This is a genomic window from Microbacterium sp. C5A9 (assembly GCF_022627955.1).
Taxonomy (GTDB): domain Bacteria; phylum Actinomycetota; class Actinomycetes; order Actinomycetales; family Microbacteriaceae; genus Microbacterium.
In genome coordinates this window covers 280,946-300,088 of sequence record NZ_JABXGD010000004.1, presented here as the reverse complement: position 1 = coordinate 300,088, position 19,143 = coordinate 280,946, and the positions used below count along the sequence as shown (strand labels likewise).

The 19,143-nt window shown below is 70.5% G+C and carries 15 protein-coding genes; 12 read left to right on the top strand and 3 right to left on the bottom strand.

Annotated elements, in window-relative coordinates:
• Nucleotides 1–4: 4 nt before the first annotated feature.
• Both HWD99_RS10020 and HWD99_RS10015 read right to left on the bottom strand, forming a co-directional pair.
• The gene (locus HWD99_RS10020; RefSeq protein WP_241796103.1) at nt 5–1,906 is read right to left on the bottom strand and encodes a GAF domain-containing protein; all 1,902 of its coding nucleotides are present in this window, start codon (nt 1,904–1,906) and stop codon (nt 5–7) included.
• 85 nt (nt 1,907–1,991) lie between these two features.
• Nucleotides 1,992–2,840: an alpha/beta fold hydrolase gene (locus tag HWD99_RS10015; protein ID WP_241796102.1), complete on the bottom strand. Its 849-nt coding sequence runs from the start codon at nt 2,838–2,840 to the stop codon at nt 1,992–1,994.
• A gap of 210 nt (nt 2,841–3,050) precedes the next feature.
• Between HWD99_RS10015 and HWD99_RS10010 the strand changes: the two genes are divergently transcribed.
• The 8 genes from HWD99_RS10010 to HWD99_RS09975 are packed head-to-tail and all read left to right on the top strand — an operon-like array spanning nt 3,051 to nt 12,185.
• Nucleotides 3,051–4,331 (top strand): hydroxymethylglutaryl-CoA reductase, degradative, encoded by a 1,281-nt coding sequence (locus HWD99_RS10010; RefSeq protein WP_241796101.1) that lies wholly within the window; start codon nt 3,051–3,053, stop codon nt 4,329–4,331.
• Nucleotides 4,328–5,311: a hydroxymethylglutaryl-CoA lyase gene (locus tag HWD99_RS10005; protein ID WP_241796100.1), complete on the top strand. Its 984-nt coding sequence runs from the start codon at nt 4,328–4,330 to the stop codon at nt 5,309–5,311. The genes HWD99_RS10010 and HWD99_RS10005 overlap by 4 nt, the downstream gene beginning before the upstream one ends.
• Entirely contained in the window at nt 5,308–6,537 is a 1,230-nt protein-coding gene (locus tag HWD99_RS10000; RefSeq protein WP_241796099.1) for a CaiB/BaiF CoA-transferase family protein, read from the top strand. Before HWD99_RS10005 ends, HWD99_RS10000 begins: the two co-directional genes overlap by 4 nt.
• Nucleotides 6,534–7,364: a MaoC family dehydratase N-terminal domain-containing protein gene (locus tag HWD99_RS09995; RefSeq protein ID WP_241796098.1), complete on the top strand. Its 831-nt coding sequence runs from the start codon at nt 6,534–6,536 to the stop codon at nt 7,362–7,364. The genes HWD99_RS10000 and HWD99_RS09995 overlap by 4 nt, the downstream gene beginning before the upstream one ends.
• Before the next feature lie 38 nt (nt 7,365–7,402).
• Complete coding sequence (locus HWD99_RS09990) at nt 7,403–8,056, top strand: FMN-binding negative transcriptional regulator (protein WP_241796097.1); 654 nt, start codon at nt 7,403–7,405, stop codon at nt 8,054–8,056.
• Nucleotides 8,053–9,081 (top strand): ornithine cyclodeaminase, encoded by a 1,029-nt coding sequence (locus tag HWD99_RS09985; RefSeq protein WP_241796096.1) that lies wholly within the window; start codon nt 8,053–8,055, stop codon nt 9,079–9,081. Before HWD99_RS09990 ends, HWD99_RS09985 begins: the two co-directional genes overlap by 4 nt.
• Before the next feature lie 48 nt (nt 9,082–9,129).
• A complete protein-coding gene (locus HWD99_RS09980; protein WP_241796095.1) occupies nt 9,130–10,599 on the top strand; it encodes an amidohydrolase in 1,470 nt (489 codons plus the stop codon).
• Nucleotides 10,596–12,185 (top strand): amidohydrolase, encoded by a 1,590-nt coding sequence (locus HWD99_RS09975; protein WP_241796094.1) that lies wholly within the window; start codon nt 10,596–10,598, stop codon nt 12,183–12,185. Before HWD99_RS09980 ends, HWD99_RS09975 begins: the two co-directional genes overlap by 4 nt.
• Nucleotides 12,186–12,226: 41 nt before the next feature.
• On the opposite strand, the gene HWD99_RS09970 is transcribed toward HWD99_RS09975, so the two are convergent.
• Nucleotides 12,227–13,705, bottom strand: coding sequence for a CdaR family transcriptional regulator (locus HWD99_RS09970; RefSeq protein ID WP_241796093.1), 1,479 nt, complete (start codon nt 13,703–13,705; stop codon nt 12,227–12,229).
• Nucleotides 13,706–13,779: 74 nt separating this feature from the next.
• Here HWD99_RS09970 and HWD99_RS09965 point away from each other — a divergent pair, with 74 nt between their 5' ends.
• Genes HWD99_RS09965 through HWD99_RS09950 form a run of 4 tightly spaced genes read left to right on the top strand, consistent with a single transcriptional unit; the run spans nt 13,780 to nt 19,141 of the window.
• On the top strand, nt 13,780–14,886 hold the full coding sequence (locus HWD99_RS09965; RefSeq protein ID WP_241796092.1) for a DUF917 domain-containing protein: 1,107 nt from the start codon (nt 13,780–13,782) through the stop codon (nt 14,884–14,886).
• Nucleotides 14,883–16,457, top strand: coding sequence for a hydantoinase/oxoprolinase family protein (locus HWD99_RS09960; protein WP_241796091.1), 1,575 nt, complete (start codon nt 14,883–14,885; stop codon nt 16,455–16,457). The genes HWD99_RS09965 and HWD99_RS09960 overlap by 4 nt, the downstream gene beginning before the upstream one ends.
• 46 nt (nt 16,458–16,503) lie before the next feature.
• Nucleotides 16,504–18,096, top strand: coding sequence for an ABC transporter substrate-binding protein (locus HWD99_RS09955; RefSeq protein WP_241796090.1), 1,593 nt, complete (start codon nt 16,504–16,506; stop codon nt 18,094–18,096).
• A 1-nt stretch (nt 18,097) separates the two neighbouring features.
• The gene (locus tag HWD99_RS09950) at nt 18,098–19,141 is read left to right on the top strand and encodes an ABC transporter permease (protein ID WP_241796089.1); all 1,044 of its coding nucleotides are present in this window, start codon (nt 18,098–18,100) and stop codon (nt 19,139–19,141) included.
• Nucleotides 19,142–19,143: the final 2 nt, after the last annotated feature.

Below are 19,143 nucleotides of genomic sequence, written 5' to 3'. Positions count from 1 at the left end.
GGCTCTACGGCTGCAGCCGCTCGCGCAACTCGTCGAGGCGCACCGCGATGCCGATGCGGAACATCCGCTCATCCTCTCGCCAGCCGTCGCCGAGCACGTGGTCGAGCCGGTCGAGGCGCTGCAGGATCGTGTTGGTGTGGAAGTTCAGGGCGCGGGCGGTGCGGGTGGGGCTCGCGTTGTTGCGCACGAAGGCGCGCAGTGTGCCGAGCAGGTCGGCGTTGCGTTCGCCGTCGTATCGTCGGACGGCGCCGATCGTGTCGCGGAGGAATGTCGACAGACCGTGCGCGTCGGTGTCGAGCACCGCGGAATAGGGAAGGAAATCCTCGACATTCGCGGTGAGATCGGTGAGCTCCAGCGCGGCGAGCAGGCGCGCCGTGCGTCGTGCAGCGAGGAACGACGAGGGCAGCGTCGCCCTCGCGGCAGGCGGCACGACGACGGTGACGGAGTCCTGCACCGACGCCGCGATCTGCTCTCGCAGCCGCTCGGGGTGGATCTCGCGGCGGTGTCCTGAGACGGCGGCGACGACGAATCCGCGGTACTCGCCCACGAGCGCTCGATCATCGAGCAGGCGCACGAGTGCTCGCGCCGCAGCCGTCTGCTGGTCGCCCGGCACCGAGACCAGCAGGAGTGAGTCGAGGGTGTCGAGGTCGACGCCGAGTCGTCGTGCCCGTCGCTCCACATCGGCACGGCGCTCCGGCACGTCGTCGAGCAGATCCGCGATCAGTTCACTGCGCACGCGGTGGTCCGCTCCGGATGCCGCTTCCTGCTGCAGTTCGAGCAGGGCCCCCACCTGCGCGGCGCGCTCGATCGTACGCAGGTCGACCGCGCCGAGTTCGAACGCCCCGTCGCCGAGCAGCAGTGCGCCGAAGTGCCGACTTCCTGCCGTGAGCGCCGAGACGGCACGCACGCCACGACCGGCCACGGGAACGCAGTGTCCGTGGCTGCGGCTCTCGGCCAGTGCCTCGCGCACCGGCTCGTCGAGTGAGAGCATCCCCGGCGCGAGCGGCAGACCGGCGGCGGCGATCACGTTCTCCTGCGCGTCGACGATCGCGACAGCCCGTCCGAGCGCCGAGGCGAGCGTCTCGGCGACGGGGCCGAAGCCGCCGCCGGCGAGCACGGCCTGCACGAGCTCCTGATGCACGGTGTTCGCGCGGTCCCGCTCGACGAGGTGCGCTGTCAGGCTCTCGAGCGTCCGACGGCTGGAGTCCTCCGAGACCTGAAGCTCCCGAAGAGTGTGCGTCGTCTGGAGGATCACCGAGGCGTGATCGGCGAGCGCGGACAGCAGCGCGACCTCGTCGGGGGAGAACTCCTTCTTCTCGCGGTTTCCGACGAACAGCACGCCGAGCACGTCGTCGCTCGAGAGCATCGGGACGCCGAGAAGCGATACGAGGCCCTCGGCGGAGACGGCGTCGTCGATGCCGGCATCATGCCGATCGGCGGTGTAGGCGGTGTAATCGGCTGCCCACTGCGCCGTGCGGGACTCGACGACGACGCTGGCGAGGCCGCGGCCCGGGGGGACCCGCAGCTGCTGGAAGGACGCGCTCACCGCGCCGCTCGTCTCCCGCACACGGAGCTCGGACGTCTCGGGGTCGAACTCCGAGAGATAGGCGAGATCCACCCCCATCATCTCCCGCGCGCGCTGCACGAGACGGGCGAGCACCGCGTCGCTGTCGCGCAGCTCGGCGAGTTCGCGCGCGCTCGAGAAGAGCGCGGTCAGCTCATGCTCTCGGCGCCGCAGCCGCGACAGCTCGCGCTGGGTGCGGGCGACGCGGTCGGCGAGCAGTGCGGCATGCGTCTTGTCCGCTCCGAGCCGCCGCAGGGCGTCGCTGACACCGGTGGGGCCGACGAGATCGGGATCGTAGGCCGCATCGAGGAGCGAGGCGATGGCGTCGTCGTGCTCGGGCATCTTCGTCCTTTCGGGGGAGGACGGCGCCGGCCGGCGCGTGACTTCAGTGTCGAGCATGAGCGCCACCGCCCTCAAATCGCGGATCTCAGCGGCGATCCTCACCGCGCGCCACGGTGCGCAGGAGTGCTGCGGCGAGATCGGGCCACAGCTCGTGCGGGATGAGGTGCCCCATGTCGGGGTGCACCTGCAGCTCGGCGCCGGGGATCGCCTCGGCGATGTCGACGGCGGCTGCCCAGTGCAGCACATCGTCGTCTCGGCCGTGGAAGACGAGGGTCGGGGTCGTCACGGATCTCAGCGACTCGAGTCGCTCGGGGGCTCGCCGCAGGGCCGCCCACTGGCGCGAGAAGCCCTCAGGCGCGTAGCCGCGGTCGTACGCCTCCCCGGCGGCGCGGATGTGCCAGTCCACCTGGGGGTCGTAGCGCCCCGGCGCGGCCGACTGCACGGCTGAGGCGGCGAACCCGACCGCCTGCTCACGGGTGATGCGCACGGGCTTCTCGGCCAGCTCCGGTCGCTCTCCGTGCAGCACGTAGCGGCGCGACTGCCCCGGGATGGTCGACAGCAGGCCGAGACTGAGGATGCGCTCCGGATGCTCGATCGCGAGCATCTGCGCCATCATCCCGCCCATCGAGTGACCGGCGACGTGCGCCGAGTCGACTCCCAGATCATCCAGGACGCGCAGGACGTCTTCGGCGAGGTCGATCAGGTCGTAGCCGCCGTCGACGTCGTCCTCGCCGCCGAAGCGCTGCGAGAATCCGGTGTCGCGATTGTCGAAGCGCACGACGCGCACGCCTCCGCGTGTGAGGAGCCCCATGAACTCCTCGTCCCAGCTGAGCAGCTGCGCTCCACCGCCCGAGACGAGCACGAGCACGGGCGCTTCGACATCACCGAAGGCCTCGTAGTAGAGGCGCACGTCGGCGTCGTCTGTGTAGGGCATCGGTTTCTCCTCGCGCATCGGGGGCCGCCGCCGCGCTGCGGGCGTGCTGCGAGTCTAGGTTCGCTCGTGACCCGGGGTGATGTGTCGACCGCATACAGCAAGGCCTTCGCGATGAGTGTTCCACCCATCGTCCGCCCCGCCCGGCGCTCCTAGTGTCGTCCTTGACCACAGCGCCGATGATCCGGCCGCTGTCCCGAAGGAAGGTGGCCGATGTCGATCAACAGCCGAATCTCCGGACTCCGTGACCACACGCCCGATGAGCGGCTCTCGCTCGTCGCGCAGGGTGCGGAGCTGGATGCGGATGCTCTGCACGCGCTGCGCCCGGACGGCGGACTGTCGCTCGCGCAGGCGGATCACATGATCGAGAACGTCGTCGGCATGATCGGCGTGCCCGTCGGCGTCGCGACGAACTTCACGATCGACGGGCAGGACCGCCTGATCCCGATGGCGACGGAGGAGCCCAGCGTGGTGGCGGCGGCATCCAACGCCGCACGGATGGCACGTGGCCACGGCGGCTTCACCACCTCGTACACCGGCGATGTGATGATCGCGCAGATCCAGGTGCTGGACGCTGCCGAGCCGCACGGCACCCGCTTCGCGCTGTTGGAGGCGAAGGACGAGCTTCTGGCCCTCGCGAACGAACAGGATCCGATGCTGGTCTCCCTCGGCGGTGGCGCCTTCGACATCTCGGTACGAGTGCTGCCGACGCGCGTGGGCACCCAGGTCATCGTGCACCTGCACGTCGACGTGCGCGACGCGATGGGTGCCAACGCCGTCAACACGATGGCCGAGGCGATCGCCCCGCGTGTCGCGGAGCTCGCCGGCAGTCGCACGCTGCTGCGCATCCTGACCAACAAGGCCGAGCGGCGGCTCACCCGCGCCAGAGCCGTGTTCGACGCCGAGCTCCTCGGCGGCCCGCAGGTGGTCGACGACATCGTCGCGGCGAGCGCCTTCGCCGAGGCGGACCCGTACCGGGCCGCCACGCACAACAAGGGCATCATGAACGGGATCACCGCGGTGGTGCTCGCGACCGGCAACGACACACGCGCCGTCGAGTCGGGCTGCCACTCCCACGCGGCCCGGGCCGGGGGGTACACCGCGCTCTCGCAGTTCGAGAAGGATGCAGACGGAAACCTCGTCGGAACGCTCGAGGTGCCGCTGGCGGTCGGTCTCGTCGGCGGAGCGACCCGCGCGCACCCGACCGCCCAGGCCGCAGTGAGGCTGCTGGGCGTGCAGACGGCTCGCGAGCTCGCCAGCGTCATCGCTGCGGTCGGCCTCGCCCAGAACCTCGCCGCGTGCCGGGCGCTCGCCGCGGAGGGGATCCAGCGCGGGCACATGACCCTGCACGCCCGCACGATCGCCGCGAGCGCCGGCGCCGATGTCGACGAGATCGGCGCCGTCGCCGCGCGTATCGTCGCCGACCGACGCATCCGCGTGGAGTACGCGCGAGAGGTGCTCGACGAGCTGCGGAGCGACGGAGCGGGCGCGTGAGCGGCGTGCTCCCGGCGCCGCGCGTCGTCTCCGACGAGAGTCTGCCCCGGCGCGTCACCGTGTTCGAGGTCGGCCCGCGCGACGGGCTGCAGGCCGAGACCGACATCATCCCCGCCCCGATCAAGACCCAGCTGTGCCGTCGACTGTACGCGGCGGGCAGCCGTGACCTCGAGGTCACCAGTTTCGTCCCTCCGATGTGGATCCCTCAGCTGGCCGACGCCGAGGAGGTCGTCGCCGGGCTCGAGGTGCCGACCGGGGCGAGAGCCGTCGGACTCGTGCCGAACCTGCGCGGTCTGCAGCGCGCGATCGATGCGGGCATCCGCGAGGTGTCGGTGGTGGTCAGTGCCACCGAATCCTTCGCGCAGGCCAATCTCAACACCACGCGCGCCGGGGCCATCGACCGTGCGGTCGAGGTCATCGCCGCCGCGACCGCCCAGGGCATCCCCGTTCGCGGATACGTGTCCATGGCCTTCGGCGACCCCTGGGAGGGCGCCGTCGAGACGACAGCCGTCACCGAGGCCGCGGCCGCCCTCCGCGAGGCGGGCAGCCGGACGATCGCCATCAGCGACACGATCGGCGTGGGCACGCCGGGGCATACTGCGGCGATCATCGGCGAGACCCTCGCCGCCGGCATCCCCGTCGACGCGATCGCCCTGCACCTGCACGACACCTACGGGCAGTCGCTCGCGAACGTGCACGCGGCGCTGCGGCTGGGGGTGTCGGAGTTCGACTCGTCGGTCGGCGGGCTCGGTCGGTGCCCGTACGCCAAGGGCGCGACCGGTAACCTCGCGACAGAGGACCTCGTGTGGATGCTGCACGGCCTCGGCATCGAGACCGGACTCGACCTCCGAGCCCTGGCCGCCACCACGCTGTGGCTCTCGCGCATCCGCAACGTCCGCCCGGCCTCGAACGTGGCCCGCGCGTTCGCGGCGGCCGGACTCGACACCCCAGACACCGCACAGGAGGCCACGTTCGCATGATGGACACCACGCTCCCCGCCCCCGGCGCGCTCGCCGGGGTCACCGTGATCGACCTCTCCCGTGTGCTCGCCGGTCCCTACGCCTCCCAGACGCTGGCCGACCTCGGCGCCACGGTCATCAAGGTCGAGAACCCGAGAGACCCGGACGTCTCGCGCGGCTTCCCGCCGTATCTCACCCACGGCGATGAAGAGTTCAGCGCGTACTACGCCCAGTACAACCGGGGGAAGCTCGGAATCGGCATCGATCTCGCCACGCCGGAGGGCGCAGAGGTGCTGAAGGACCTCGTGCGCGGCGCAGACGTGCTGGTCGAGAACTTCCGTCCCGGCACGATGGAGAAGCTCGGCGTCGGCTACGAGGTGCTGCGCGAGATCAATCCCCGTCTCGTGTACACCGCCATCTCGGGCTACGGCCGCACCGGCTCGCGCAGCAGGCGCCCCGCGTTCGACAACACGGCGCAGGCCGCAGGCGGCATCTGGTCGATGAACGGCTACGCGGAGCATCCGCCGGTGCGCGTCGGCGTCACCATCGGCGACCTCTCCGCCACGCTGTTCGCGGTGATCGGCACGCTCGCCGCTCTTCGGCACGCCGAGGCGACAGGCGTCGGCCAGGTCGTGGACGTCGCGCAGGTCGACAGCATCGTCGCGCTCACCGAGACCGCTGTCGTCGACTACACCGTCAACGGCACCGTCGCCTCGCCGCAGGGCAACGCCCACGCATGGGTGCGGCCGTACGAGCTCTTCGACTGCGCGGACGGGCAGGTGTTCTTCGGGGCGTACACCGACAAGCTCTGGAACGCGAGCTGCGACCTGTTCGGCACACCCGAGCACAAGGACGACCCGGAGATCGACACCATGCGCAAGCGGTTCGACACCGAGGTGTACGAGCGCCGGGTCAAGCCGATCGTCGCCGGGTGGCTCGCCTCGCGCACCAAGCAGGAGCTGGAGGATCTCGCCGGCGACGTCGTGCCCCTCACCGCGGTCAAGACGATCGGCGAGGTGGTCGACGACCCCGGCACCGCCGAACGCGACATGATCGTCGAGGCCGACTACGGCGACCTGGGCGTGCTGCGCATGTTCGGCCAGCCCATCAAGCTCTCCGAGACCCCGGCCACCCCGGCCCGCACCGCGAACCGGTTCGCGGAGCACGCCGATCAGGTGCTCGCCGAGCACGCCGGATACGACGCGGCGCGCATCGCCGGGCTTCGCGCGGCCGGAGCCCTGCCGTGAGCGCGGTGTCGCGTGTCGTGCGCACCGAACGGATCACGGCATCCACCGTCGAGGCGTACCGCGGCACGTTCGCGGCCGACGATGCCGTGGTCGCCGACGGCGCTGATCTGCCCCCCGCGTGGGAAGGCGTCTTCTTTCCCTTCGCCGCGCCGTTCGCCGACCTGCGCCCCGACGGCACACCCGCTCGCGACGGTGTGGTGCCGGAGATAGACCTGCCCCGCCGCATGTATGCGGGGGAGACCACGGAATTCCTCCGCCGGATCCGTCTCGGTGACGAGGCGACGCAGACCACGACGCTCGGTTCGGTGGTCGAGAAGAGGGGGTCGCGAGGTCGCCTGGTGTTCGTCGACGTCGAGCGCGAGTATTCCGTGGAGGGGGAGACGGCGGTACGCAGCGTCTGGCACGATGTGTTCCTCGAGGCGTCGGATCCTGCTGCTCCCGCCCGTGCTCCTCACCCCGAGCCGTCGGTCGCCGCCGATGCGGAATGGATCGAGGAGCTGACCCTCGACGCGAGGCAGCTGTTCCGGTTCTCGGCGCTCACGTTCAACACCCATCTCATCCACTACGACCGGGAGTGGGCGCGTGACGTGGAGGGCCTTCCCGATCTGCTCGTGCACGGTCCGCTCACACGCATCCTCCTGATGGATGCGGTCAGGAGGCAGGTTCCCGGTCGCGAGCCCGCGCGACTCGAGGTGCGTGCCATCGCCCCCGTGCTGGTCGATCGGCCGCTGCGCCTGGCAGGCACGACCGACGGCGACCGCACCCGCGTGACGGCCGTCGACGGCGACGACGTGATACTCGCGACCGCCGAAGTGACCTGGGCCTGACCCGACCGACCACGCCAGCCCACTGACCAGGAGCCGCCATGAGGCACAACCCCGACTACGCCCTCGACGACATCGAGACGGTGCGCGCCCTCGTGCGCGACAACCCCTGGGCCACCATCGTCAGCCACGTGCCGGGTGAGGGTCTCGTCGCGTCGCACTATCCGGTGCTGCTCGACGAGGACGCCGACGGCATCGTGCTGCTCAGTCACGTCGGGCGTCCGGATGAGCGTCTGCACCGCCTCGGCGAGCACGAGACCATGGTCATCATCTACGGCCCGCAGGGATACGTGTCGCCCGGCTGGTACGAGGCGTCGCCGGCCGTCCCCACGTGGGACTTCGCGGTCGCTCACCTGCACGGCACCCCGGAGATCCTCTCCGATGCCGAGAACCTCGCCGTGCTGGATCGCCTGGTCGCGTGGTTCGAGAGCCCGATGCCGAACCCCTTCCTCATGCACCGCACGCTCGAGAACACGGCCTACGCCGAGCGCATCGTGCACGGTACGGTCGGGTTCCGCCTGCGGGTCGACCGGATCGAGGCGAAGGAGAAGATGAGCCAGGACAAGTCGGCGGCGGTCATCTCGCGGGTGATCGAGGCGCTGCGGCAGCCCGGGCCCTACGCGAACCCGAGGCTCGCCGATCGCATCGCGGCCGTCAACCATGAGGCGCTGCGTGCGCAGGAGGAGACCGCATGACCGCGTTCGTCGGGGTGCAGGACATGATCGAGTGGATCGCGCGCCGCGGCGCCGAGACCATCATGACCGAGATGGCCGACACGATCGAAGCCGACTTCCGCCGCTGGGAGTCCTTCGACAAGAGCGAGAGGGTGGCCAATCACACGCCGTTCGGCGTGATCGAGCTCATGCCGATCAGCGACCCCGACGTGTACGCCTTCAAGTACGTCAACGGTCACCCCTTCAACCCCGGTCGCGGGTATCAGACGGTGACCGCGTTCGGAGTCCTCGCCGACGTGCACAACGGGTATCCGGTGTTCCTCGCCGAGATGACGATGCTCACGGCGCTCCGCACCGCCGCGACCTCGGCGATGGTGGCGCGGCGCCTCGCACGCCCCGAGTCGACGACGATGGCGATGATCGGTGCAGGCAGTCAGGCCGAGTTCCAGGCGCTCGCCTTCCGTGGCGTGCTCGGCGTCTCTCGGCTGCGCATCTACGACGTCGACCCCGCGGCGTCCGCCAAGTTCGTGCGCAACCTCGGCCCGCGCGGCTTCGACATCACCGTGTGCGCATCGGCATCGGAGGCCGCCGCGGGCGCCGACATCGTCACGACGTGCACGGCCGACAAGGCCGTGGCGCAGGTGCTGACCGACGCCGATGTGGCACCGGGCATGCACATCAACACGATCGGCGGCGACTGCCCTGGCAAGACCGAGCTGGATCCGCGCATCCTCGATCGGGGGCCGGTGTTCGTGGAGTACACGCCGCAGACCCGTGTCGAGGGCGAGATCCAGAATGTCGCACCCGACTTCCCGGTGACGGAGTTCTGGCGGGTGCTCGACGGCACCGCGCCCGGTCGCACCGCCCACGATCAGGTCACGATCTTCGACTCGGTCGGATTCGCGATCGAGGACTTCTCGGCGCTGCGGCACCTGCGCGCCGACCTCGTGGGCACCGGGATCGACACCTCGATCGATCTCGTCGCCGCGCCCGAGGACCCGAAGGACCTGTTCGGCTTCGCGACGTCTCCCGTGCCCGTCGCCTGACCTTTCTCCCCACGTCCCCGAGCGCCGACGGGCGCCGAGAGGAGCATCATGACCGACACCCTCACCCTCCGCGGTGTCCGCCCCTACGACGGCGGAGCACCTGTCGACGTCGTCGTGCGAGACCGGCTGATCGCCGCGGTCGCACCATCGGGCACGGTCCCCTCGCGTGGCGAGGTGGTGGAGGGCGACGGCCGCTGGATCGGACCCGCGTTCTGGGACGCGCACGTGCATTTCACCCAGCACGTCATCCGCCGCCGACGGCTCGACCTCACCGAGACGCGCAGCGCCGACGATGTGCTCGCCATCGTGCGCCGTGCGCGTGCCGACGGCGCACCGCTCACCGACGGGATGCTGATGGGCTACGGTTTCCGCGACGGGCTGTGGCCGGTGCCGGCTTCCCTCGCGGCTCTCGAAGCCACCGTCTCCGACATCCCGGTGGTCCTCGTGAGCGGCGACCTGCACTGCGGGTGGATGAATCGCGCGGCCGCCGTGCGACTCGGCGTCGAGATCGACGAGACCGGCCTGCTGAGGGAAGGGCCGTGGATCGGCCTGCTGCACTCCTTCGACGAGGCGTCTCAGCTGCCGGCGGGCGCGTTCGCCGAGGCGGCCGATGCGGCCGCGGCACGCGGAGTCGTCGGCATCGTCGAGTACGAGAAGACCGACAACATCGCGGAGTGGTCCGCGCGCACCGCCGCAGGGCTGACGAGCCTCCGCGCCGACATCGCGGTGTGGCCGGACCTGCTCGAATCCGTCATCGCTGCGGGGCGCCGCACCGGCGACGTCGTCGACGAGGCCGGTCTCATCACCTTCGGCCGGCTCAAGGTGGTCGTCGACGGATCTCTCAACACGCGCACGGCCTGGTGCTGGGACCCGTATCCCGGCATGGACCCCGGCCACCCGCACGCGTGCGGCATGGAGAGCGTGCCGATCCCCGAGCTGCGGCGCCTGCTCGATCGCGCCCGCGGCGCCGGGATCGAGGCCGCGGTGCATGCGATCGGCGACCGTGCCAACACCGAGGTGCTCGACACCTTCGAGGAGCTCGGCATGAAGGGAGTGATCGAACACGCTCAGCTCGTGCGCGACGACGACTTCGCCCGCTTCGCGCAGCTCGGACTCATCGCGAGCGTGCAGCCGGAGCACGCCATGGACGACCGCGACGTCGCCGACCGCCACTGGTCCGGTCGCACCGGACGCGCCTTCGCGTTCGGGTCGCTGCACCGCTCGGGGGCGACGCTGCGCCTCGGATCCGACGCTCCGGTGGCCCCGCTCGATCCGTGGATCTCGCTCAGCGCCGCCACCGCCCGCAGCCGCGGCGACCGCGACGCCTGGCACCCGGAGCAGAGGCTTCCGCTCGACGTGGCGCTCGCGGCATCCGTGCGCACCTCGCTCGAGGTCGGGCAACCGGCCGATCTGGTGATCAGCGACCGCGACCCGTACGCGAGCGACCGTGACCAGCTGCGCAGCATGCCGGTCGCGGCCACCCTGCTCGGCGGGCGCTTCACCCACCGGGCCCTGTGACCGTGGGCGCCCTCACCTTCATCAACGGCCGGGTGTTCACCGGCGCCTCCGAGACGGCGTTCGCATCGGCGTTCCGCATCGTCGACGGACTCGTCGACTGGGTCGGAGACGCCGCAGACGTCGTCGAGTCGGATGCCGTCGACCTCGGCGGACGCACGGTGCTCCCCGGACTCCTCGACAGCCACACCCATCCCGCGCTGCTCGCGGGCACGGCGGCGGCCGTCGAGTGCTTCCCCCCGGCGATCACCCGCATCGACGAGCTGGTCGAGACGCTCGGGCGCCACGCGGCGACCGTCTCCGGCCCGGATGCCTGGGTGCTCGGGCGCGGCTTCGACGACACGAAGTTCCCGGGCGGTCGGATGCCGACCGCCTCCGACCTCGACCGCATCGAGACCGATCGACCGGTGCTGGTGTGGCGCTGCGACGCGCACTCGGCCGTGTGCAACACCAGGGCGCTCGAGATCGCCGGCATCACGGCGTCGACCCCCGATCCCGACGGGGCGCGGTTCGAGCGCGACGTCGACGGGCGTCCGAATGGCGTGCTGACCGAGATCGCGGCCGTCGAGGCCGTGGCCGCGTTCATCCCGGCGCCGAGCCGCGACGAGCAGATCGACGCGATCGTGATCATCGGCGAGGAGCTGTCGTCGCGGGGCATCGTCGCGGTGTGCGACCTGCTGTCGTCGCGCATCGATCGTCCGCTCGAGACCTTCCGGGCCGCCGCCGCACGCGGACTGCGCACACGCGTGGCCCTGTATCCCGGCTGGGACCCCGCCGAACCGCTCGCGGATCTCGTGGCCGACGACCGCGAGGGGCAGGTGCGGATCGCGGGGGTGAAGGTCGTGCTCGACGGCGCGTACTCGAACCGCACGGCGTGGGTGCATGAGGCCTACCCGGACTCGTGCGACCACGGCCTGCGGCTGGTCGATGACGCCGACGTGCTCGCGGCCGGCGACTGGGCGCGCCGCAACGGCGTGCAGCTCGCCGTGCACGCGATGGGCGACAGGGCGCTCGACCGCGTCGTCGAGCTCTTCGAGGAGCAGGAGCCCTGGCTCGACGGCATCCCCTCCGTGCGCATCGAGCACGCCACCATCGTCAGCGACGCCTACCTCGCGCGGCTGCGGTCGGCGCGTATGGCCTTCGGCATCGCCACGCACACGGTGTTCTTCTTCGCAGAATACGACGGGTACGAGAAGGCGCTGCGGGTCGAGCAGGTGCCGGACGCGTACCCGATCGCCCGGCTGTACGCCGGGCTCGAAGCGCTGGCGCTGTCGTCCGACCGTCCGGCGACCGCGTGGAGCGGAGCCGATGATGTGATGCTCTCGGTCGAGGCCGCCGTGCGTCGCCGCACATACGACGGCGCCGAGTTCGGAGCAGAGGCGGCGATCACCGTGCCGCAGGCGCTGCTCCTGTACACCTCCCGCGCGGCCCTCCTCTCGCCGCTGTCGGGTGTCGGTTCACTCACGCCCGGCCTGGACGGCAGCTTCGCCGTGCTCGACCGGGACGTCTTCTCCGTGCCCGCCGACGAGATCGCCGCCGTGCGCGTCGCCGAGACGTGGATCCGCGGCGAGCGGGTGTTCGTGCGCTGAAGGAGGATCGCTCATGTCCGCGGTCGCGCAGGCGTCATCGGTCAGCCGGAGCCGAGCAGCCGCACCCGGCAGGCCAGTTCGACGGCGAAGCGGGCGTCGGGGTCGCTGAGGTCGATGCCGAGCAGATCGCGGATCCGACGCATCCGATATCCGACCCCGTTCGGGTGCAGCATCAGCTCCCTCCCTGCATGCACGAGCGAGCCCTCATGGGCGAGGTAGACGAGCAGGGTGCGCACCGACTGCAGGGCGCGCTCCGGACCGAGATCGTCGAGCGGACGCAGGATGTCGTGCAGCAGCTCACGGCTGATGGGCGACGCGTAGAGGTCGAGCAGCACCCGGCGCAGGCCGGTGACGTCTGTCAGCTCGACACCGCCGAGGCGCCCGGCGGCGATCGCCGACTCGGCCGCGATGCGCGCCTCGGCAGCCGACTGTCGCAGGCCCAGCGCGCCGAGCTGAGGAGTGCCGAGTCCGAGCGTGTACGCCCAGTCGGCGCCGGCGAGGTCGCGTGCCTGATGCTGCACGAGCATGGCGACCTCGCGGACGCGCCGCTGGTGATCGCCCGCACCGTGCTCCTCGGTGCACACGAGCATCAGGTCGTCCTGCAGGAACGCGACGTGCCACATCTCGTCCCGCGACTCGACGAGCTGCAGTGCGAACAGCTCGAGGGCCGGCTGCACGCTGCGCGGCGCACGGGCGTCGGGATCGGTCGGACGCGTCGGAGCGAGCCATGCGACCGCGTGCGACTGCGCGAGCGGCAACCCGAGTCTGGCCGCTTGGGCGACGAATCCCTCAGCCCGCGACGAGTCCGCGAGCACGAGCTCGACCAGCAGGTCGGCCCGGGACTGGGTCGGGGCGTACCGATCGCGGTTCTGTCTCTGGGCCACGCGCGAGAGCAGCGAGGCGATCACAGGCAGCGAGACCTCGGTGGCGCCGTCCATGCGCGCGGCCACCAGCCTGCCGATGGGCACCTCGCCGATGAACACGGCAGCCGCGTCGGTCCACGGTACGGACGGGTCGGCGTCGACCGACAGCTCGGTGCCCAGGGCCGCACCGGCGGCGGAGAGGATGCTGTCGGTCGAGCTCGCCTCCGTGGCGGCCACCTCGGTGGCGATCGTGATGGCGTGTGCTCCGCGCATCATCGCCTCGGACGCGCCCCCCGAGATCGCTCGGTCGATGGTCTTGGCGAGGTCCGCCGCACCGACGCCCGTCGCCGAGAAGACGGGTACGCCGCCGCGATCGGCGAGCACCCTGGCCGTCTCGGCGAGGGTGATCGGCGCGGTGAAGACCAGACCGGCGAGGCGACGCGCGCTCGCCTGCCGAAGAGCGACGTCGACGCGGAACGGCGGCGGCTGGTCGTCGCCGCCGATGATCGCGAGAGTGCCGGTCGCCAGGGCGTCGAGACGGTCTATCGACGCCAGATCGACGCGGACGACCTGGCGGTCGTCGACCGGACCCGCATGCAGTCTCAGGCCGAGCCGGTCGGCGTCGTCGCGCAGATCACGCAGCGAGTACTGTGCCATGCGCACAGTATGCCCGGAAACACTGGATGCACGAAACATTGTCCGGCATCAGAAGCCTACGTACGGTGAGACACATGGCCCAGACTTCACCCGCCGCACCCCCCGCGGCGCAGATCACCGAGATCACGGCAGACGACATCGCCGCCCTCGGGGTCGGCACCGCCATCTTCGGCACCGGCGGCGGCGGCGCCGTCTACACCGCCCAGATCATGGTCGAGAACGCTCTCCGCGAGCACGGCCCGGTTCCCCTGGTCACGGTCGACGACCTGGGAGCCGACGACGTCGTCATCCTGATGTCGGGCATCGGTGCTCCGACCGTCGGCATCGAGATGCTCTCCGCCACCGGTCAGATCCACGCGCTCCTCGCCGAGGCCGAGCGGCTGCTCGGTCGCAAGGTCACCACCCTGATGGCGGCGGAGATCGGCGGCAGCAACGGTGTCCAGCCCATCGGATGGGCCGCGCGACTCGGACTCCAGGTGCTCGACGCCGACGGCATGGGCCGCGCCTTCCCCGATGCCGCCATGGTCGCCATGAACGTCGCGGGTGTCCCGTGCGAGTGGGCCGTGCAGAGCGACGTCGTCGGCAACATCTCGGTGATGAAGACGATCGACCTGCACTGGCTCGAGCGGCACGCACGCGCACTCACCGTCGCGAGCGGTTCGATCTGCATCGGCGCGCACTACCCGATGACCGCCGACACGGTGCGCGGCGCGGTCATCGAAGGCACGGTGAGCGCGGCCATCCGGGTCGGCCACGCACTGATGTCGTCGTCCACCCCTGTCGCCGCGGTCGCCGCCGAACTCGATGCACGAGTGCTGATGACGGGCAAGATCACCGACCTCGACCGCCGCACCGTGGCCGGCTTCGTGCGCGGCTCGGTCACCATCACCGGCACGGGCGCCGATCGTGGACGCCTGCAGCGCCTCGAGCTGCAGAACGAGAATCTGCTCGTGCTCGAGGACGGCGAGGTGCTGGTGAGCGTTCCCGACCTCATCACGATCATCGATGCGGAGACCGGTCACGCCATCACGACAGAGATGCTCCGCTTCGGGCAGCGTGTCTCGGTGCTCGCCTGGGCCTGCGATCCGATCTGGCGCACACCCAGGGGGCTGCAGCTGGCGGGCCCCGCCGCCTTCGGATACGACCTGCCCTACGTCCCGTTCGAAGGAGTGTCCCGATGACCGCCCGTGATCTCTCGATCGGCGTCGATGTCGGCGGCACCAACACCGACGCCGTCGTGCTCGACGGTGAGGGCCGCGTTCTCGCCTGGACCAAGCGAGCCACGACCGACGACATCACCGGCGGCATACGCGCGGGCATCAGCGACGTCCTCGCCGCGATCGGCGACGACCGCTCCCGCGTCTCCCGGGTCATGCTCGGCACCACCCATGCGACCAACGCGATCGTGCAGCGTCGCCAGCTCGACAGGGTCGCGATGATCCGTCTCGGCGCGCCGGCCGCGACCGAGTACCCGCCCCTCACCGGCTGGCCGGACGACCTCGTGCGCATGGTGCTGGCAGGATCGACGATGCTCGGCGGCGGTCACATGGTCGACGGAACGCCGATCGCACCGCTCGACCGTGACGGCATCCTGCGCTTCGTCGACGGGCTCGAACAGTTCGACGCCATCGCCGTGGCCGGCATCTTCAGCCCGTCGTCGCCCGAGCAGGAGCTCGAGGTCGCCGAACTCCTGCGCGGCCATCTCGGCCAGGACACGCGGGTCTTCCTGAGCCAGGACATCGGGCCCACCGGGCTCCTGGAGCGCGAGAACGCGACGCTGCTCAACGCCGCGCTGTACAGCGTCGCCCGCTCGGTGACCGAGGCGCTCGTGACCGTCGTCGCCGAGGAGGGCCTCGACGCGACGACCTTCTTCGCACAGAACGACGGCACGCTGATGTCGCTCGACTACGCCGCGCAGTACCCGGTGCTGACCATCGGCTCCGGCCCCGCCAACTCCATTCGCGGTGCCGCCTATCTCTCAGGACATGACGACGCGATCGTCATCGACGTGGGAGGGACGACCTCCGATCTCGGCGTGGTCGTGGGAGGTTTCCCCCGCGAGTCCACGCTGCCGCGCGAGATCGGCGGCGTGCGCACCAACTTCCGTATGCCCGACATCCTCAGCGTCGGCATCGGCGGAGGCACCGTGATCGACGTCGCCTCCGGTCGGGTCGGACCCGACTCGGTCGGCTACCGCATCGACAGGGAGGGGCTGCTGTTCGGCGGGTCCACCCCCACGCTGACGGATGCGGCGGCGCTGGCCGGGAACCCGGTCGCCGGTCGCACGCTCCCGCCCCTGACGTCGTCGGTGACCGAGGCCCTCGAGAGGGCGCTCGCCGCCGTCGCAGACCGTCTGGAAGAGGCCGTCGAACGACTCTCGCTCGGCCGGATGGACATCCCGCTCGTCGTCGTCGGCGGCGGAGGGTTCCTCGTCCCCGACCGGCTCGCGAGCGCGGGCAGCATCCTGCGCCCCGAGCACGGCGGCGTCGCCAATGCGGTCGGGGCGGCCATCTCGCTCGCCGGTGGCAGGGCCGACCAGATGGCCCCGATGGGCGATCGCGAGTCCGCCATCGAACAGGCATCCGAAGCCGCGATCGCGAAGGCGATCCAGGCCGGAGCCGACCCGCTGCAGGTGTCGGTCGTCGAAGTCCTCGAGACCCACGTGCCGTACACCACGCTGCCGACCGTGAACGTGACGGTCAAAGCCGCAGGACCTCTCGCCCGGCTGTCGGCCGAGATGCCCGTCCGCTGATCTACCGCTCCGCAGCATCACCCCCACCCGAAATCAGGAGATCGCTATGAAACGCAGTACCGCAGTACCCGTGGCCGCCGCTCTCTCCGTCCTCGCGCTGACACTGACGTCGTGTGCGGGCTCGCCCGATGCGAGCGAGGCCCCTGCCGAGGGTGACTTCGTCTCCGGTGGCACCTTCGTCACCGCCGTGAACGACGATCCCGGCGATCTCAACCCGATGAAGGCGATCTCGCCCGACACCTGGGGCGTCGTGAGCCTCGCCTACGAGTCGCTGATCTCGGTCACGCCCGACGGCGAGTTCGAGCCGTGGCTCGCCGAGAGCTGGGAGGAGACGGGCACCGAGGTCGTCTTCACCCTCAAGGACGGGATCACCTGCGCCGACGGGTCGGAGTTCACCGCCCAGACCGTCGCCGACAACCTGAACTACAACGCCGACCCCGCGAACGCGACGTTCTCGTACGGCTCGGTCATCGACGAGAACGTCTCGGCGGTCGCCGACGGCAGCACCGTGACGGTGACGAGCACGGTGAACTCGCCGTTCCTCGCCGTCAACGTGGGCACCATCCTGATGGTCTGCGACGCGGGTCTCGCCGACCCGACCGCGCTGTCGGACACCACCGACGGCACAGGTCTCTTCGGGCTGAGCGACGTCAAGCCGGGGGACACCTACACGTTCACCAAGCGCGACGACTACACCTGGGGACCCGACGACGTCACCAGCGAGACCCAGGGACTGCCCGACGCGATCGAAGCTCGTGTCGTCACCGACGAGAGCACTGCGGCGAACCTGCTGGTCTCGGGTGAGATCAACGCCGCGACGATCTCGGGAGCCGACCGTGCCCGTCTCGACGCAGCCGGACTCACCCACGTCGGAGTGCGCAACCCCGTGGGCATGATGCTCTTCAACGAGAAGGAGGGCCGCCCCTTCGCCGATCCGCTCGTACGTGAGGCGCTCTCGATCTCGATCGATCGCGACGAGGTCGGCACGGTCATCGCCGACGGAGAGGGGCTCGATCCCGTCTCTCTCGTCACCAAGACGCCACTGCTGTGCGTGGCGGACGGGCCGAAGTGGGAGCTGCCTGACACCGACGTCGACCGCGCGGGCGAGCTGCTCGACGAGGCCGGGTGGATGCTCGAGTCCGACGGCCTGCGTTACAAGGACGGGAAGCCGCTGACCGTCAAGTTCGTCTACAACGCCCCGACCTCGACCCACGCCCCCGCGGCGGAGCTCGTGAAGGAGACGTGGGATGCCCTGGGTGTCACCACCGAGCTCGCGGCGAACGACGCGGCGGCCTGGTCGGAGCAGCTCTGGTCGACGTTCGACTGGGACACCGGATGGATCCAGGTCGCGCCGGGGGGACCCCTCGTGCTCTCGACGTTCTTCGACGGCGCCATGCCCACGGACGGCGGATTGAACTTCATGTGGGTCGACAACCCCGAGTACTCGGCCCTCGTCGAGGAAGCATCCAGCGCCAGCCCGGAGGAGACCTGCGGCATCTGGCAGGACGCCGAGGCTGAGCTCATGGACCGCTTCGACGTCTTCCCGGTGACCGACAACATCCTGCCCACCTATCAGTCGGGCGCGGTCTTCGACCAGCCGAACTACATCCAGCCCACCTCGATCCGGATGCTGGGCTGACATGACGACGACTCCTCCTCCTGCGACTGCCGAGGTGGTCGAGACGACCACGGCCGCTCTGGCGGCGCGGGTGGAGGAGCGCCGCCTGCGTCGAGGGCTGTCGCCGCGCACCGCGTTCCTGCTTCGCCGCCTCGGGCGTCTGGTCGTGTCGCTGGCCGTGGTCATCATCGCGTCCTTCCTGCTCATGTACCTCGTCCCCGGCGATCCCGTGCGTGCGGCCCTCGGGCAGAGCGCGACACCGCAGCTCGTCGAGGCGACGAGGACCCAGCTCGGGCTCGATCGGCCGATGGGGGAGCAGTTCGTCCGCTTCATCGGCGGTCTCCTCACCGGTGACCTCGGCACGTCGGTGCGACTGCAGCGACCCGTGGCCGACGTCATCGCACAGCGCTTCCCGACGACACTGCTGCTCGCGGTGCTCGCGTTCGTCATCGCCGTGATCGCCGCTCTGCCCGCCGGCATCGGGGCCGCGGTGCTCGCCAGGTCGGGTCGCCGACGCGGCCTGTCGATCACGCTCTCCGCGGTGCTCGGCATCCTCATCGCCGTCCCCAGCTTCCTGGTGGCGGTGGCTCTGATCTCGCTCTTCGCGGTGCAGCTCGGGTGGCTGCCCGCGGCGGGATGGGGTCAGCCGGCGGACGCCGTGCTGCCGGTCATCGCTCTCGCGATCGGGCCGATGGCATATCTCGTGCGCATCGTGCAGGTCGAGATGCTCGCAGTGCTCGACACGACCTACATGACCACCGCTCGAGCCAAGCGCCTGCCGAGGCGACTCGTCTACCTGCGGCACGCGCTGCCGAACATCGTGACCGCGTCGCTCACCGTCGGCGGCCTGATCCTCGCCGGTCTCACCGCGGCGACGGTGCTCATCGAGACGGTGTTCGCGATCCCCGGACTCGGCACGATCATGGTGTCGTCGGTCGGAGCGAAGGACTATCCGATGGTGCAGGGCGTCGTCATCGTCTACGCACTCATCGTGCTCGGTGTGAACCTCGTCGTCGACGTGATCCTCGCCACCATCGATCCGCGCTCGTCGATCACGGAGGGCTGAGA

Coding starts and splice junctions, on each gene's coding strand:
- HWD99_RS10020 (WP_241796103.1), bottom strand. CDS start 1,906: ATGCCCGAGCACGACGACGCCATCGCCTCGCTCCTCGATGCGGCCTAC.
- HWD99_RS10015 (WP_241796102.1), bottom strand. CDS start 2,840: ATGCCCTACACAGACGACGCCGACGTGCGCCTCTACTACGAGGCCTTC.
- HWD99_RS10010 (WP_241796101.1), top strand. CDS start 3,051: ATGTCGATCAACAGCCGAATCTCCGGACTCCGTGACCACACGCCCGAT.
- HWD99_RS10000 (WP_241796099.1), top strand. CDS start 5,308: ATGATGGACACCACGCTCCCCGCCCCCGGCGCGCTCGCCGGGGTCACC.
- HWD99_RS09990 (WP_241796097.1), top strand. CDS start 7,403: ATGAGGCACAACCCCGACTACGCCCTCGACGACATCGAGACGGTGCGC.
- HWD99_RS09985 (WP_241796096.1), top strand. CDS start 8,053: ATGACCGCGTTCGTCGGGGTGCAGGACATGATCGAGTGGATCGCGCGC.
- HWD99_RS09980 (WP_241796095.1), top strand. CDS start 9,130: ATGACCGACACCCTCACCCTCCGCGGTGTCCGCCCCTACGACGGCGGA.
- HWD99_RS09970 (WP_241796093.1), bottom strand. CDS start 13,705: ATGGCACAGTACTCGCTGCGTGATCTGCGCGACGACGCCGACCGGCTC.
- HWD99_RS09965 (WP_241796092.1), top strand. CDS start 13,780: ATGGCCCAGACTTCACCCGCCGCACCCCCCGCGGCGCAGATCACCGAG.
- HWD99_RS09960 (WP_241796091.1), top strand. CDS start 14,883: ATGACCGCCCGTGATCTCTCGATCGGCGTCGATGTCGGCGGCACCAAC.
- HWD99_RS09955 (WP_241796090.1), top strand. CDS start 16,504: ATGAAACGCAGTACCGCAGTACCCGTGGCCGCCGCTCTCTCCGTCCTC.
- HWD99_RS09950 (WP_241796089.1), top strand. CDS start 18,098: ATGACGACGACTCCTCCTCCTGCGACTGCCGAGGTGGTCGAGACGACC.